Raw genomic sequence first — 14819 nt, 5'->3', positions numbered from 1 at the left:
CTCAATGACATCGCCAAATTGCTCAACGGGCGGCCTCGCCAGACGCTCGGCTGGGACTCCCCCGAGGAAGCAATGGCTAAAGAGTTAGAGAAGGCTGGATTAGCTAAACGTTGCACTTGACTCTTGAGACTGCCATTCCCGACCAAACGCCTTTTCGGCTCCTGCCGCTTTTGACCGTTATTGACAGTTTCAAACGACGGTTCAAGGGCGACCTGCACGCCGCCGCGAAAGACCCGAGCACGAGCTGCGGCAATTGGGAGACTCCACGCCCCGTTCCGAGATGGATGAGGCTGAGTGTTTCGCGGACTACCATTCAGACATGGAGCAGTGTCAGGTGGCCCGAGCAATGTATCAAGATCCACGCACCTATGCGCTCTGCACACAGCGAGCATTCGATAAATTCCAGGCATGCAGGGGATATTGAGATGACTAAACCGGATCGGGCTAGCGTCATTTTTTATGACGCCGATACTCAGCAGTTAAAGATGTGCACAGTTTCACGGGTTCACGTGCAAGCGGCGATTGATCGAGCGCTGGCAATCACTATCCCACCGGATGCTCCGGAAAATTCAATGTTGCCAGTGACAGACGAGGACGCTCGGAAGCTTGGAGGAATGGCGATTCTGATTCAGGCAATCGCGCATCCCGAATTGCGCGAACGGCTGAAAATCACGACTGAGCAGCCGATGGACTGGGCACCGGCCAAGCCGCCCACGGAATGACAGTGGCTCGTCCGCCTTACTCAGTGGCCCCGCCGCAGCCACCCCGGCGGCGGCTCGTCTGTGACCGCGGCAGCGGACAGCAGATCCGGCACGTCGGGTGCCCGCCCATCTTGCGCCGGACCCTCTGGCAGAACACCCCAACATGGTCACAACATGGGCACAGCCGCAGGGTGATAACGTGCAATCCCCTGCTGCGCCAGGCTCTCGGAAAGCCTTCATTCGCCAGGGACTTGCGAAACGCGACAGGGCTGGACTGAATATAATGACTGTTTGCCTTAGCCAAAGTCAGAATTGACTGTTCCCGGAATCCATGAACACACCGCTCGTGAACGCCTCAGGTAACGCTTCCGGTCTCACTCCCGCCGCGGCGGCGCCCGCCGCCCTGCCCATCCTGCCGCGCCCGTCGGCCGAAGAATTCACCGCCGTGCTCGAGCATGGCGCGTACATGCCGCTGCCGCAGTTCGGCGTGATCGACACGACCGGCGACGACGCGGCGAGCTTCCTGCACGCCCAGTTGACCAACGACGTCCAGCATCTCGACGCCGCGAACGCGCGCCTCTGCGGCTACTGCTCGGCCAAGGGCCGGCTGCTCGCGTCGCTCCTCAGCTGGCGCAGCGGCGATACGATCCGCCTGCTGGTATCGAAAGACGTGCAGGCCGCGGTGCAAAAGCGGTTGTCGATGTTCGTGCTGCGCGCCAAGGCCAAGCTCGCCGACGCGAGCGGCGAGCTCGCGGTGGTCGGCCTCGCGGGCGACGTGCGCGGCGCGCTGTCCGGCGTGTTCGACGCGCTGCCCGACGGTGTGCACGTGCAGGTCGACGGCACAGCGGGCACGCTGATCCGCGTGCCCGATGCGTTGGAGCGGCTGCGCTATCTGTGGATCGGCCCGAAAGCGCAGATCGAAGCGCTGCTGCCGTCGCTCGACGGCAGGCTAAAGCGCGTGTCGCCGGCCGTGTGGGACTGGCTCGACATCCGCGCGGGGGAGCCGCGCATCACGCAGCCGGTCGTCGAGCAGTTCGTGCCGCAAATGGTCAACTTCGACGTGCTCGGCGCGGTCAACTTCCGCAAGGGCTGCTATCCGGGTCAGGAAGTGGTCGCGCGCAGCCAGTATCGCGGCACGATCAAGCGGCGCACGTCGCTCGCCAACGTCGCCGGCGAGCTGGACACGGTGCGGCCCGGCACCGAGCTGTTCCACTCGGACGATCCGGGCCAGCCGTGCGGGATGATCGTCAACGCGGCATCGGCGCAAGGCGGCGGCGTCGATCTGCTGGTCGAGACCAAGCTCACGGCGCTCGACAGCGGCAGCGTACATGTCGGCGCGGCCGACGGCCCCGCGCTGCGCTTCCTGACGCTGCCTTACGGGCTGCCGGCCGAAGTCTGATCGTTGGAGAGGGTAAAAAGCGGCGCAATCGGGCGCCGTTTTTTTATTGACTGCTTTATTCTCGTCTGTTTTTTGCCGCTTTCGTTTGCCGCCTGCGTCGCTGCATCTGGCGGCCGCCCCATGCTCTGAACGGGAGATGCTCCCCGATGTGCCTGATCGTTTTCGACTGGCGACCTGATGCGCTCGATGGTCCGCTGTTCACGCTCGCCGCGAATCGCGACGAGTTCTTCCGCCGCACGGCCGAGCCGATCGGCTGGTGGCGCGACGCGCCGGAGGTGCTGGGGGGCCGCGACCTCGTGGGCGGCGGCACGTGGCTCGGGTTATCGCGCGACGGCCGCTTCGCCGCGCTGACCAATTACCGCGCGCCGGGCGAAATGCGCGCCGATGCGCCGACCCGCGGCACGCTCGTCAGCGACTGGCTCACGAGCGCCGCGCGCGACGCCGACGGCAATCCACACGAGACGCCGCTCGCGTATCTGCGGCACGTCGCGCAAAAAGGCGACATCTACAACGGCTTCAATCTGCTGGTCGGCGACTGGACGCGTCGCGAGCTCGCGTGGTACTGCAATCGCGGCGTCGTCGACGCAAACAGCGGCCCCGCGCTGCTCGCGCCGGGCACGCACGGCATCTCGAACGCGGTGCTCGATACCGCGTGGCCGAAGCTGGTCAAAAAGCGCGGCGAGCTCGGCGCGCTGCTCGCGCGCGATCCGATGCCGCCGCTCGAACGCCTGATCGATCTGATGCGCGATCCGCGGCTCGCGCGCGACGACGAATTGCCGTCGACCGGTATTCCGCTCGAACGCGAACGCGTGCTGTCGGCGGCGTTCATCGAATCGCCGGACTATGGCACGCGCAGCACCACCGCGCTGCGCGTTGCCGCCTATGGCGACGTGATCGGCGTCGCGGTCGCCGAGCGCAGCGACGACAACGGCTCGCACCGGATCGTGCGGCCCGGCGATTTCGAACGCAGCTTCGCGTTCAATGTCGAGCGCGACCGGATGAGCGTGGCGTGATCGTTTGAGCACCGCCTGGCCGGCGCATTCGCTGCCGGCCGCTCATCGCTTCGCGATCACCGCCCTCACCCGATGCCGAATGCCGCGCGCAACGCCGCCGCGGCGTCCGCATGCGCCTGCGCGACTTCGGGCACGAAGCCGCCCATCTTGAAGAACTCGTGGATCATGCCGGCGTAGCGTTTGAGCGTGACCGGATTGCCGAGCGCACGGAGTTTCTCCGCATACGCATCGCCCTCGTCGCTGAGCGGATCGTATTCGGCGGTCGCGATCCACGCGGGCGCGACGCCGCGAAAATCCGGCGCACCGCGCTCGCCGTCGAGCGGCGCGAAACGCCAGTCGTCGCGATCGCCGCTATCTCGCACGTAGTGCTCGAAGAACCACTGGATCGTGTCGCCCGACAGCAGGAAGCCGTCGGCGAGGCGCGAGTGCGAGTCGGTCTGCTGATGGCTGGTCGTGCCCGGATAAATCAGCAATTGCAGCGCGAGCGCGAGGCCGGCGTCGCGCGCGAGCACCGCGCAAACCGTCGCGAGCGTGCCGCCCGCGCTATCGCCGCCCACCGCGAGCCGCGTGCCGTCGATGCCGAATTCGGCCGCGTGCGCGTGTAGCCAGCTGAGGGCGTCGAAGGCGTCGTCGACAGCGGTCGGAAACTTGTGCTCGGGCGCGAGCCGGTAATCGACCGACAGCACCGCGCACTGGCCGTCGCGCGCGAACATCCGGCACAGCGCATCGTGCGTATCGACGCTGCCGACCGTGAAGCCGCCGCCGTGGTAGTACACGAAGGCAGGCAGCGGCTCGGCCCAGCCCGGCTCGACCGGGAAGTAGAAGCGCGCGCGGATCGTCGCGCCGTCGCGCGTCGGCACGCGCAGATCTTCGACGGAGAACATCGGCGCGCTCGCGATCTCGAGGATCGGCGCGCTTTTCTCGTACGACGCGCGCGCCGCTTGCGCGCTCATCTGGTGATACTGCGGGCGTTTGGCCCGCGCGATCATGTCGAGCACCTGCTCGATCGTGGGATTCAGCGGCATGGTTTCGGCAACGTGGTGCGCGTCGCGCATCGGGCGGCGCGCAGTGCGTGCGCCAATTATTGTCAGGAGCCGGCGCACCGGCCGCGCAGCCGGCCGCTACTGCGCGTTCTTCACCTCGGGCTTCAGCGACATCGGATCGGATGGCTCGCGCAACTGCTCGATGTCCTCGTGACGCAGCTTCACGGTCGCCATGATGCCCGGATGCGTGATGATATAGAAACGCCGCGCGGCGATCGCCTCGAACGCGATGTCGGCGACATCGTCGGCCGTGAGCTTGCCCGACTGCACCGCGCGCTGCAACTGCTTGCCGGCCGCGATCTGCGAGCGCGTCGGCCGGCCCGCGTTGCGCAACTCGTCGGGACGCGCGCGCTCGGCCTCCGCGATGCCGGTCGGCACGAAGGCGGGACACAGCAGCGAACAGCCGACCTCGCCGCCCGTGCCGGCCTGCGCGAGCTTCAGGTCGTGATACAGCGTCTCGGTCAGCGCCACCACCGCATGCTTCGACGCGTTGTAGATGCCCATTGCCGGCGGCGCCAGCAGCCCCGCCACCGACGCCGTATTGACGATATGCGCGGGCTCCTTCTGCGCGAGCATGATCGGCGCGAACGCGCGCACGCCGTGCGCGACACCCATCACGTTGACGCCGAACACCCACGACCAGTCGTTCGCCGAGCTTTCCCACAGGAAGCCGCCGGTGCCGACGCCCGCGTTGTTGAACAGCACGTGGACCTTGCCGAACGCGGCGAGCGCCGCCTGCGCGAGCGCCTCGACCTGCGCGGCGTTCGATACGTCGGTCGGCACGCCGATCGCCTCGGCGCCGGTTTCGCGCAAGGCGTCGACGGTTTGCGCGAGCTGGTCGGTGTTGACGTCCGCGAGTACGAGCTTCATGCCGAGCGCCGCGCCCTTGTGCGCGAACGCGCGGCCAAAGCCGCTGCCCGCGCCGGTGATCACCGCCACCTTGCCCGCGAATTCGAACATTCTGTGACTCCCTGGTTGAGCGGCGGCTTGCCGTTGCATGATGACGTCGCGCTCAGATCAGCTTGACCAGTTGCTTGCCGAAGTTACGGCCCTTCAGCAAGCCGATGAATGCCTCGGACGCGGCTTCGAGCCCTTGCGCGATCGTCTCGCGATAGTGCAGCTTCTTTTGCGCGACGAGCGTGCCGAGCTGCTTGAGCGCCTCGGGCCACACGTGCATGTGTTCGCTGACGATGAAGCCCTGCACGAGCAGCCTGTGCGTCAGCATCAGCGACGGATGCTTGAGCGGCAGCGGCTGGCCGTCATAGCCCGCGATGAAGCCGCACAATGCGATGCGCCCGAACGCGTTCATGCGCGCGAGCGTCGCGTCGAGCCCGTCGCCGCCGACGTTCTCGAAGCAGCCGTCGACACCGTCGGGCGTGACGGCCTTCAGGTCCTGGTACAGGTTACCGGCCTTGTAGTCGACGCACGCGTCGAAGCCGAGCGTCTCGACCACATAGCGGCACTTGTCCGCGCCGCCCGCGATGCCGACCGCGCGCGCGCCCGCCGCCTTCGCGAGCTGGCCGACCACGCTGCCCACCGCGCCGCTCGCCGCGCTGACGACCACCGTCTCGCCGGCCTTCGGCGCGATGATGCGGTTCAGCCCGTACCATGCGGTGACGCCCGGCATGCCGACCGGCCCGAGATACGCCGACAGCGGCACATGCGTGTCGTCGACCTTCTGCATGCCCGTGCCATTCGAGGTGCCGTACTCCTGCCAGCCGAACATCGCGACGACCTTGTCGCCGACCGCGAACTTCGGATTCCTCGTCTCGACGACCTCGCCGACCGTGCCGCCGATCATCACTTCGTTCAGCGGCTGCGGCGCCGCGTATGACTTGCTGTCGTTCATGCGTCCGCGCATATACGGATCGAGCGACAGATAGTGGTTGCGCACCCGTACTTCGCCGTCGGCGAGCGGCGCGAGCGGCGTTTCGACGAGCTTGAAGTTATCGGGCGTGGCTTCGCCTTGGGGGCGCGAAACCAGCAGCAATTGGCGATTGATCTGGGCCATGCGGTCGTCTCCTTGGGTTGTTGGGTGCTCAGTCGCTCGGACCGGGCTTCGCCGCCGGGTCGCTGCGCAGACGCTGCCGCGTGACGTCGCGGCCCACCGCGAGGCGGCGCATGTATTTGAAGGTGCCGAGCGCTTTCGCGACGAAGTGGCCTTCGCTGTCGCGGATCTCGCCTTCGCAATAGGCCATCGTCGTCGAGCGATGCAGCACGCGGCCGGTCGCGCGCAACTCGCCGCGTCCCGGCTGCATGAAGTTGACCTTCATCTCGACGGTGACGACGCCGACGCCGTCGCCGGCGAGACTGCGCGCGGCCATCGCGAGCGCGACGTCGGCGAGCGTCATCGTGACGCCGCCATGCGCGACGTCCCACGTGTTCATATGATCGCGTTGCAACGGCAGCACGACTTCGCTGACGCCGTCGGCGGCCGACAACAACTGTGCGCCGAGACGGTCGATGAAGGGGCTTTCGGGCAACGATGCATGGCCCGTTCTGGATGAGGTGGATGGATCGGTCATGGCTCAGATATCAGATTTCGTAGCCGACGGCGCATGTCGAGCGTACGGCGGGAAATGATACCCGCTATCGCGTTGACGCATGGGCTGCCATCCGTGCCGCGAGGCGCCCTAGTCTGCGCACCGCTTCGTCGGTCAGATCCAGATCCGCACTCGGACAGCTGAGCCGAATGAAGTGATCGAAACGCCCGGCGTTCGAAAATACCGTGCCCGGCATGATGCGAATACCGTCATGCAACGCGGCGTCGAATAAAGCCAACGACGATACGTGACGCGGCAATTCGATCCAGAAAAACATCCCGCCGCGCGGCGGCGTGAACCGCGTGCCGTCGGGAAACGATGCCGCCACCGCCGCGGCCATCCGCTCGCGCCGCAGCTGCAAGCTCTCGCGCAATCGCCGCAAATGGCGCTCGTATGCGCTCGTCTCCAGGAACCCGGCGAGCACGACTTGCGACAACTGCTCGTTGTGGCGCGACTGCGCGAACTTCAGCATACCGATGCGCGGATGCCACCGGCCACCGTTGATCCAGCCGACGCGCATGCCAGGTGCCAGTGTCTTGTTGAACGATGTGCAATGGATCACGGTGCCATCGGTGTCCCACGCCTTCAGCGAGCGGGGCGGCGGCGCGGCATCGACGAGCTCGCGGTAGGGATCGTCCTCGATCAGCGCGATGCCGGCGCGCGCGCACAGTTCGACGAGGCTCGCCTTGTGCGCGTCGGGCATCACGCTGCCGAGCGGGTTTTGCAGGTTCGGCACCACCACGACCGCCTTGATGTCGGGATGCGTGTGCAGCGCGAACGCCAGCGCCTCGATCGCGAGGCCGATGCTCGGGCTGGTCGGAATTTCGAGCGCGCGCAGGCCGAGACTTTCGAGCGCCTGCAGCAAACCGAAGAAGCACGGCGATTCGACCGCGACCGTGTCGCCCGGCTGCGTCACCGCGCGCAACGCGAGGTTCATCGCTTCGACGCCGCCGTGCGTCATGATGATGTCGTCCGCGCCGATCTGGCTGCCGGCCTCGAGCGCGCGCCGGGCGATGATCGCGCGCAACGCCGGATCACCCTGATCGGGCCCGACGGCGGTCAGCAAGGTGGGCCGCCGGCGCAACGCGCGCACCGCGGCCTTTTGCAACGCATCGGTCGGATAGAGATCGGGCGACGCGGTCGCGCCGCCGAGATTCAGCGCCTGCGGATAGCGCTGAAATTTCGACACGAGCGCCGAAATCTCCGAGTGAATGCCGACGAACTGCGCGGCGGCGCCGGGCTGCATCGCGAGATCGGGCTCGGCGGCGCAGGGCAGCGCAGCCGTCGGCGGCACGCGCACGAAATAGCCGGCGCGCGGCCGCGCGTCGATCAGCGCGGCGCGTTCCAGTTCGCGATAGCTCTCGGTCGCCGTCGCGAGGCTCACGCCGTGGCGCTGCATGAACGCGCGCATCGACGGCATGCGGTCGCCCGGGCGCAGCGCGCCGTTGCCGATCGCGCGGCGGTATTGGTCGGCCAGTTGCCGGTAAAGCGGCTGGCGCTCGGCTGGCCGGTCCGTCGAGGGACCTTGCGGGGTGAAGAGGGGTTCGCTCATGAACCGATGGTGCGGATAGTCCGCGCGCGGCAACAGATACACATCGACGTGATTCGGACCGATACAGCGTGACGAAACGCACCACTGTACCGGTTCAGATTGTCGACAGCTGCGCCTGTTTTCATCCGGACGGATTCCCTAAGCTGTGTGACACGAAGACGGTTTAAAGGAATCGGTCATGCCTGTGCGTCCATACCACGATCGCTTGTTACCCGGTGCCGAACTGGATTGCACCGCGGCGTCGCATCTTGCCGCCGGTCAGATGGCCCTGCACGACTTGCGCGCGCGCAGTTCGATCATCGCGGTCGAAGGTGCATTGCAACTCGTCTTCCGCGATCATTCGCTGGCCTGGCTCGGCAACGACGCCCCGCTCACGTCGCTCACGTTGCACGAAGGCGAGCGGTTCATGACCTCGCAACGTGGCGTCGTGTCGATCCGCGCGACGCAGGCCGATCGCGCTGCATTCATCGTGCTGCCTGCACGCGCTGAACACAGCGCGCGCGGTTTCGTTCTGCAAGCCGCTCGGCGTCTCGCTTGCGTCATGCGCACACGGTGGCGGCGCGCCGCCTGAAACGTCGCTGCGCGCGCCACGTGGCCCGTTACAATGCATGACCAACCCGCTTCGTTCGAGGTGCAGGTCATGTCATTCTTTCGCGCGCTGCAGCCGGGCCTGGTCTCACGGGTGTGGCGCCTGTTCGCCGCCGGCGTCGCTGTCACGCTGACACTCGCTGGCTGCGCGGGCCTGTTCGGTGCCGAGCCGTTGCGCGTTAACGTGGCGGGCATCGAGCCGATCGCTGGCCAGGGCATGGAGATGCGCTTCAACGTCAAGCTGCGCGTGCAGAATCCCAACGACTCCGCGGTCAGCTTCAACGGCGTGTCGCTCGATCTGGAACTGAACGGCAAGCCGTTCGCCAGCGGCGTCAGCGACCAGAGCGGCACCGTGCCGCGCTTCGGTGAAACCGTCATCACCGTGCCGCTGACCGTGCCGGCTTTCGCCGCGGTTCGTCAAGCCTTTGCGCTAGCCGGCGCCGCGCAGTCGGGACAGGTTCCGTACGTTCTGCGCGGCAAGCTCGCGGGTGGCGTGACCGGTACGACGCGATTCACCGATCAGGGGACGCTGAGCCTGCCGTCGTCGGACACGGGCTCGTAATGACGCCGGCCCACGCCCGCTCAAACCACTTCGAACAAACCCGCCGCGCCCTGCCCGCCGCCGATGCACATCGTCACGACGACGAACTTCACGCCGCGCCGCTTGCCTTCGATCAGCGCATGGCCGACGAGCCGCGCTCCCGACACGCCGTACGGATGGCCCACCGCGATCGCGCCGCCGTTCACGTTCAGGCGGTCGTGCGCAATGCCGAGCTGGTCAGCGCAATAGAGCACCTGCACCGCGAACGCTTCGTTCAGCTCCCACAGGCCGATGTCCTCGACCTTGAGGCCGGCCTTCTTCAACAGCTTCGGCACCGCGAACACCGGCCCGATGCCCATTTCGTCGGGCTCGCAGCCGGCCACCGCGAAGCCGCGGAAGACGCCGAGCGGCTGCAGCCCTTCGCGTTCGGCCAGCGTCGCGTTCATCACGACGCAAGCGGATGCGCCGTCCGAGAACTGGCTCGCATTGCCCGCGGTGACCACGCCGCCCGGCTGCGCGGTGCGAATCTTCGACACGCCTTCGAGCGTCGTGTCGGCGCGAATGCCTTCGTCGCTGCTGACTGTCACTTCCTTCGTGTAGAGACGGCCGCTCGCCTTGTCGGCGACGCCGGCGAGCACCGTCAACGGCACGATTTCGTCCTTGAATTTACCGGCTTCGAGCGCGGCCGCCGCGCGTTGCTGCGAGCGCACGCCGTATTCGTCCTGGCGTTCCTTCGAGATCGAGTAGCGCTTCGCGACGTTCTCGGCGGTCTGCAGCATCGACCAGTAGATTTCCGGCTTGTGCTCGGTGAGCCAGCCGTCGGTCATCATGTGGCGGTTCATCTCGTTCTGCACGCACGAGATCGACTCGACGCCACCCGCGACGTACACGTCGCCCTCGCCGGCGATCACGCGCTGCGACGCGAGCGCGATCGTCTGCAATCCCGACGAGCAGAAACGGTTCACGGTCATGCCCGGCACGCTGACCGGCAAGCCCGCGCGCAATGCGATCTGCCGCGCGATATTGCCGCCCGTCGCGCCTTCCGGATTCGCGCAACCCATGATCACGTCCTCGACGCGCGCCGGATCGAGCTTCGCGCGCTCGACCGCGGCCTGCGTCACGTGGCCGCCGAGCGTCGCGCCGTGCGTCATGTTGAACCCGCCGCGCCACGATTTGGCGAGACCCGTGCGGGCGGTGGATACGATTACGGCGTCAGTCATGCATGTCTCCAATTGCAGTGTCAGTAGTGGCGCGCCGGCTCACTGCCGTGCGTTCAAAAGCGCATCACCGCGCCGCCTCTGTCATTTGATGCGAGCGATGCGGGGGGAAACCCGCACCGCTCAATTCGTGGGCTGAAGCCGGCCGCGCTCAGCCGTTGAACCCGCGGCCTTCGGCCGCGAGCTTCGCGATGCTCGGCGCGAGCTTCCACGCGTCGCCGTTCGGCCGCGCCGCATAGCGGCGAATCGCGCGCTCGACGTTGTAGAGCCCCACCGTGTCCGCGTACAGCATCGGGCCGCCGCGATGCAACGGGAAGCCGTAGCCGGTCAGATAGACCATGTCGATATCCGACGCCTTCGACGCGATGCCTTCCTCGAGAATCTTCGCGCCTTCGTTGACGAGCGCGAACACCAGACGCTCGACGATTTCCTCGTCGCTGATCTTCCGGCGCTCAGCGTTGGTTTCGTTCGAGTACTCGCCGATCATTTCGTTGACCACGCCCGAAGGGTATGCGGTGCGATCGCCCGCCTTGTAGTCGTACCAGCCGCCGCCGGTCTTCTGGCCGAAGCGGCCCATCTCGCACAGACGGTCGGCGATCTTCGAGTAGTGCATGTCGGGGTGTTCGAGATAGCGGCGCTTGCGGATCGCCCAGCCGATGTCGTTGCCGGCGAGATCGCTCATGCGGAACGGACCCATCGCGAAGCCGAACTTCTCGATGGCCTTGTCTACCTGCGCTGGCAACGCGCCCTCTTCGAGCAAGAAGAGCGCCTGACGAACGTATTGCTCGATCATCCGGTTGCCGATAAAGCCATCGCACACGCCCGACACCACCGCGGTCTTCCTGATCTTCTTCGCGAGCTTCATCACGGTGGCGAGCACGTCCTTCGCGGTCTCCTTGCCACGCACGACTTCGAGCAGCTTCATCACGTTGGCCGGGCTGAAGAAGTGCATGCCGACCACATCCTGCGGACGTTTCGTGAACGCGGCGATCTTGTCGACGTCGAGCGTCGACGTGTTCGACGCGAGGATCGCACCGGGCTTCGCGACTTCATCGAGCCGGCGGAACACCTGCTCCTTCACACCCAGCTCTTCGAACACGGCTTCGACGATCATGTCGGCGTGCTTCAGGTCGTCGTAGGAGAGCGTCGAGCTCAGCAGCGCGAGGCGCTGTTCCATCACCTCGGGCTTCAGCTTGCCTTTCCTGACGGTCGCCTCGTAGTTCTTGCGGATCGTCGCGAGACCGCGGTCGAGCGCTTCCTGCTTCGTTTCCAGCAGCGTGACCGGAATGCCCGCGTTCAGGAAGTTCATCGCGATGCCGCCGCCCATCGTGCCGGCGCCGATCACGGCCACCCGCTCGATATCGCGCACCGAAGTATCTGCCGGCACGTCGGGAATCTTGCTCGCCGCCCGCTCACCGAAGAACGCGTGACGCAGCGCGCGGCTCTCCGGCGTCTGTACGAGCGCGATGAAGCATTCGCGCTCGAATGCGAGGCCCTTGTCGAAGCCGTCCTTCACACCGGCTTCGACCGCGTCGATGCATTTATGCGGCGCCGGGAAGTTCTTCGCGATTGCCGCGACGCTATTGCGCGCGAACTGGATGAAACCGGCCGCATTCGGATGTTCGATCTTGCGCTCGCGCACCTTCGGATGCGGGCCGGCCGCGGCGCCGACCTTGCGCGCGAACGCGAGCGCGGCGTCGGCCAGTTCGGCGGGATTCGCGACGACTTCGTCGAACAGCCCCGAATCGGCGAGCTTTTCCGAGAGCACCGGCGCGCCCGACACGATCATGTTCAGCGACGCTTCCAGACCGATGGCGCGCGGCAGACGCTGCGTGCCGCCCGCGCCCGGCAGGATGCCGAGCTTCACTTCGGGCAGCGCGATCTGCGCGCCGGCCGCGGCGACGCGGTAATGCGCGCCGAGGGCAAGTTCGAGGCCGCCGCCCATCGCGACGCTGTGGATCGCCGCGACGACCGGCTTCGCGCTGCCTTCGACGGCCTTGATGACGGTCGCGAGCGTCGGCTCCTGGGTCGCCTTCGACGTATTGAATTCGGTGATGTCGGCGCCGCCCGAAAAGGCCTTGCCCGCGCCCGTCAGCACGATGGCCTTGATGGCCGGATCGTTCTGCGCGCGCTCGAGCCCTTCGACGATGCCCGCGCGCGTCGACAGACCGAGTCCATTGACGGGCGGATTGTTCAGCGTGAGGACGGCCACGCCGTCATGAGTTCTGTAGTCCACTGCCATCTGCGTGCCTCCGTGCGATCCATGCATTGAGGCGGCGCATGATGCGCCGCCCGTCCGGTTCATCGAGCCTGCTTATGGTCAGACTTTTTCAAGCGACGGTTCCGGGGTCAGCAGGCACGATACACTAAAAAAGAACGAACGTTCAATTTATTCCAGAGTGGGGTTTCCCCTGAGACTCGGGGGTCAGCGGACAGCTGCGGCCGTCTTCGAGCGCGGACGGCAGCACGTGGTCGCGGAACAGATCGCGCAGCTTCAGCTTCTGCAGCTTGCCGGTCGCCGTGTGCGGTAGGTCGTCGACGAACACGACGTCGTCGGGGATCCACCACTTCGCGACCTTGCCGTCGTAGTACGCGAGCAGTTCGTCGCGGGTGACGTCTTGCCCCGCGCGTTTGACGACGACGAGCAACGGGCGCTCGGTCCACTTCGGATGCGCGCACGCGATGCACGCGGCTTCCGCGACCGCCGGATGCGCGAGCGCGACGTTCTCGACGTCGATCGAGCTGATCCATTCGCCGCCCGACTTGATCACGTCCTTCGAGCGATCGGTGATGTGCAGGAAGCTGTCGGGGTCGATCGTCGCGACGTCGCCGGTCGGGAACCAGCCGTCGATGAGCGGCGAGTCTTCCTTGCGGAAATACCGGTCGATGACCCACGGCCCGCGCACGTGCAGATCGCCGAACGCGACGCCATCCCAAGGCAGCTCGCGGCCATCCTCGCCGACGATCTTCATGTCGACGCCGTAGATCGCATGACCCTGCTTTTCGAGCAGTTTGCGCTGATCGGCGAGCGGCCGCTGGCTCTGCTCCCAGGTCAGCTTCGACAAGGTACCGAGCGGCGACATCTCCGTCATGCCCCATGCATGGATCACCTGCACGCCGTAGTCGTCCTCGAGTATCCGCAGCATCGAGGGCGGACAGGCGGAACCGCCGATCACCGTGCGCTCGAGCGACGAAAACCTCGCGCCCGTTTCGCGCAGGTGGTTCAGCAGACCGAGCCACACGGTCGGCACGCCGGCCGAGAACGTGACGCGTTCGCTCTCCATCAGTTCGTACAGCGACTTGCCGTCGAGATCCTTGCCGGGGAACACGAGCTTCGCGCCGGTCAGCGGCCCCGCGTGCGCGAGGCCCCATGCGTTGACATGGAACATCGGCACGATGGGCAGCACCGAGTCGCGCGCCGACAGGTTCATTGCGTCGGGCAACGCCGCGCCGAACGCGTGCAGCACCGTCGAGCGATGGCTATACAGCGCGCCTTTCGGATTGCCGGTCGTGCCCGACGTATAGCAGAGATACGACGCCTGGCGCTCGTCGAGCGCGGGCCAGTCGAAGCGGCCGTCCTGCCCGTCCATCAGCGTTTCGTAGCACAGCACCGACGTTTGCATCGGCGGCCGATGTGCTTCATCGCATAGTGCGATCCAGCCGCGTACGCGCGGGCACTGCGGCGCGAGCGTGTCGACCAGCGCGGCGAACGTCGTGTCGAACAGCACGTACGCGTCGTCGGCATGATTGACGATGTAGGCGATCTGGTCGGGGAAAAGCCGCGGGTTGATCGTGTGACACACGGCGCCGAACCCGGTGGTGCCGTAATACGCTTCGAGATGCCGGTAGCCGTTCCACGCGAGCGTCGCGACCCGTTCGCCCGGTTCGACACCGAGCGCGATGAGCGCCTGCGCGAGCTGCTTCGCGCGCTGCTCGCAATCGCGATAGGTGTAGCGATGCAGGTCGCCTTCGATGCGCCGCGACACGATCCCGGTGCTGCCGAAATGCCGCGCGGCATGCGCGAGCAACGATGACACGGTGAGCGGCACGTCCATCATCTGGCCCAGCAGCGGCGTCGTCATAAGGCGGGGTCTCCTCGGCTTGTCAGTGGGTCGATGGGTTGGCGCAAGATCGTGGCGGCGTCGAGCGCAGCAGCATGGTCCGAACGATGAAGGCGGCCGCCCAGCAGCGCCGCGGGCGCGGACTTACAATATCGGCTAAT

General features: G+C 66.4%; 13 protein-coding genes. 5 read left to right on the top strand and 8 right to left on the bottom strand.

The annotated features are described in order from the left end of the window. Positions 1-425 precede the first annotated feature (425 nt). The 3 genes from HDG34_RS29625 to HDG34_RS29615 all read left to right on the top strand — a co-directional run bounded on the left by HDG34_RS29625 (position 426) and on the right by HDG34_RS29615 (position 3113). Positions 426-722: a hypothetical protein gene (locus HDG34_RS29625; RefSeq protein ID WP_090804775.1), complete on the top strand. Its 297-nt coding sequence runs from the start codon at positions 426-428 to the stop codon at positions 720-722. 310 nt (positions 723-1032) lie between these two features. Beyond that, positions 1033-2100: a folate-binding protein YgfZ gene (locus HDG34_RS29620; RefSeq protein ID WP_184065075.1), complete on the top strand. Its 1068-nt coding sequence runs from the start codon at positions 1033-1035 to the stop codon at positions 2098-2100. Between the two features lie 146 nt (positions 2101-2246). Continuing rightward, complete coding sequence (locus tag HDG34_RS29615; protein WP_184065072.1) at positions 2247-3113, top strand: NRDE family protein; 867 nt, start codon at positions 2247-2249, stop codon at positions 3111-3113. Positions 3114-3178: 65 nt separating this feature from the next. Here the strand turns inward: HDG34_RS29615 and HDG34_RS29610 are convergent, their stop codons facing one another. From HDG34_RS29610 to HDG34_RS29590, 5 genes are all read right to left on the bottom strand, one after another. Continuing rightward, positions 3179-4138, bottom strand: a complete 960-nt coding sequence (locus HDG34_RS29610; protein WP_184065069.1) for an alpha/beta hydrolase — start codon at positions 4136-4138, stop codon at positions 3179-3181. Positions 4139-4234: 96 nt separating this feature from the next. Further along, positions 4235-5116 carry an SDR family oxidoreductase gene (locus HDG34_RS29605; protein WP_184065066.1) on the bottom strand — a complete coding sequence of 294 codons (882 nt, stop codon included), beginning with the start codon at positions 5114-5116 and terminating at the stop codon, positions 4235-4237. Positions 5117-5168: 52 nt separating this feature from the next. After that, positions 5169-6167, bottom strand: a complete 999-nt coding sequence (locus tag HDG34_RS29600; RefSeq protein ID WP_184065064.1) for an NADP-dependent oxidoreductase — start codon at positions 6165-6167, stop codon at positions 5169-5171. A gap of 28 nt (positions 6168-6195) precedes the next feature. Continuing rightward, positions 6196-6681, bottom strand: coding sequence for a PaaI family thioesterase (locus HDG34_RS29595; RefSeq protein WP_026225390.1), 486 nt, complete (start codon positions 6679-6681; stop codon positions 6196-6198). A gap of 64 nt (positions 6682-6745) precedes the next feature. Then, the gene (locus HDG34_RS29590) at positions 6746-8251 is read right to left on the bottom strand and encodes a PLP-dependent aminotransferase family protein (protein WP_184065062.1); all 1506 of its coding nucleotides are present in this window, start codon (positions 8249-8251) and stop codon (positions 6746-6748) included. Positions 8252-8429: 178 nt separating this feature from the next. On the opposite strand from HDG34_RS29590, the gene HDG34_RS29585 reads away from it, so the two are divergent. Beyond that, positions 8430-8822, top strand: a complete 393-nt coding sequence (locus tag HDG34_RS29585; RefSeq protein WP_184065060.1) for a hypothetical protein — start codon at positions 8430-8432, stop codon at positions 8820-8822. A 69-nt stretch (positions 8823-8891) separates the two neighbouring features. After that, on the top strand, positions 8892-9401 hold the full coding sequence (locus HDG34_RS29580) for an LEA type 2 family protein (RefSeq protein WP_184065058.1): 510 nt from the start codon (positions 8892-8894) through the stop codon (positions 9399-9401). A 20-nt stretch (positions 9402-9421) separates the two neighbouring features. Here HDG34_RS29580 and HDG34_RS29575 read toward each other — a convergent pair whose 3' ends face one another. From HDG34_RS29575 to HDG34_RS29565, 3 genes are all read right to left on the bottom strand, one after another. After that, complete coding sequence (locus HDG34_RS29575) at positions 9422-10600, bottom strand: acetyl-CoA C-acyltransferase (RefSeq protein WP_184065055.1); 1179 nt, start codon at positions 10598-10600, stop codon at positions 9422-9424. A 148-nt stretch (positions 10601-10748) separates the two neighbouring features. Further along, complete coding sequence (locus HDG34_RS29570) at positions 10749-12839, bottom strand: 3-hydroxyacyl-CoA dehydrogenase NAD-binding domain-containing protein (RefSeq protein ID WP_184065052.1); 2091 nt, start codon at positions 12837-12839, stop codon at positions 10749-10751. A 142-nt stretch (positions 12840-12981) separates the two neighbouring features. Continuing rightward, positions 12982-14679 (bottom strand): 3-(methylthio)propionyl-CoA ligase, encoded by a 1698-nt coding sequence (locus HDG34_RS29565; RefSeq protein ID WP_184065050.1) that lies wholly within the window; start codon positions 14677-14679, stop codon positions 12982-12984. Between the last annotated feature and the right edge of the window lie 140 nt (positions 14680-14819).

This window comes from Paraburkholderia sp. HC6.4b, from assembly GCF_014200875.1.
Taxonomy (GTDB): domain Bacteria; phylum Pseudomonadota; class Gammaproteobacteria; order Burkholderiales; family Burkholderiaceae; genus Paraburkholderia; species Paraburkholderia tuberum.
The sequence above is the reverse complement of the archived record's forward strand: the minus strand, read 5'-3'. Positions and strand labels throughout refer to the sequence as shown.

Coding starts and splice junctions, on each gene's coding strand:
- HDG34_RS29570 (WP_184065052.1), bottom strand. CDS start 12,839: ATGGCAGTGGACTACAGAACTCATGACGGCGTGGCCGTCCTCACGCTG.
- HDG34_RS29575 (WP_184065055.1), bottom strand. CDS start 10,600: ATGACTGACGCCGTAATCGTATCCACCGCCCGCACGGGTCTCGCCAAA.
- HDG34_RS29565 (WP_184065050.1), bottom strand. CDS start 14,679: ATGACGACGCCGCTGCTGGGCCAGATGATGGACGTGCCGCTCACCGTG.
- HDG34_RS29585 (WP_184065060.1), top strand. CDS start 8,430: ATGCCTGTGCGTCCATACCACGATCGCTTGTTACCCGGTGCCGAACTG.
- HDG34_RS29620 (WP_184065075.1), top strand. CDS start 1,033: ATGAACACACCGCTCGTGAACGCCTCAGGTAACGCTTCCGGTCTCACT.
- HDG34_RS29580 (WP_184065058.1), top strand. CDS start 8,892: ATGTCATTCTTTCGCGCGCTGCAGCCGGGCCTGGTCTCACGGGTGTGG.
- HDG34_RS29610 (WP_184065069.1), bottom strand. CDS start 4,138: ATGCCGCTGAATCCCACGATCGAGCAGGTGCTCGACATGATCGCGCGG.
- HDG34_RS29590 (WP_184065062.1), bottom strand. CDS start 8,251: ATGAGCGAACCCCTCTTCACCCCGCAAGGTCCCTCGACGGACCGGCCA.
- HDG34_RS29605 (WP_184065066.1), bottom strand. CDS start 5,116: ATGTTCGAATTCGCGGGCAAGGTGGCGGTGATCACCGGCGCGGGCAGC.
- HDG34_RS29625 (WP_090804775.1), top strand. CDS start 426: ATGACTAAACCGGATCGGGCTAGCGTCATTTTTTATGACGCCGATACT.
- HDG34_RS29615 (WP_184065072.1), top strand. CDS start 2,247: ATGTGCCTGATCGTTTTCGACTGGCGACCTGATGCGCTCGATGGTCCG.
- HDG34_RS29600 (WP_184065064.1), bottom strand. CDS start 6,167: ATGGCCCAGATCAATCGCCAATTGCTGCTGGTTTCGCGCCCCCAAGGC.
- HDG34_RS29595 (WP_026225390.1), bottom strand. CDS start 6,681: ATGACCGATCCATCCACCTCATCCAGAACGGGCCATGCATCGTTGCCC.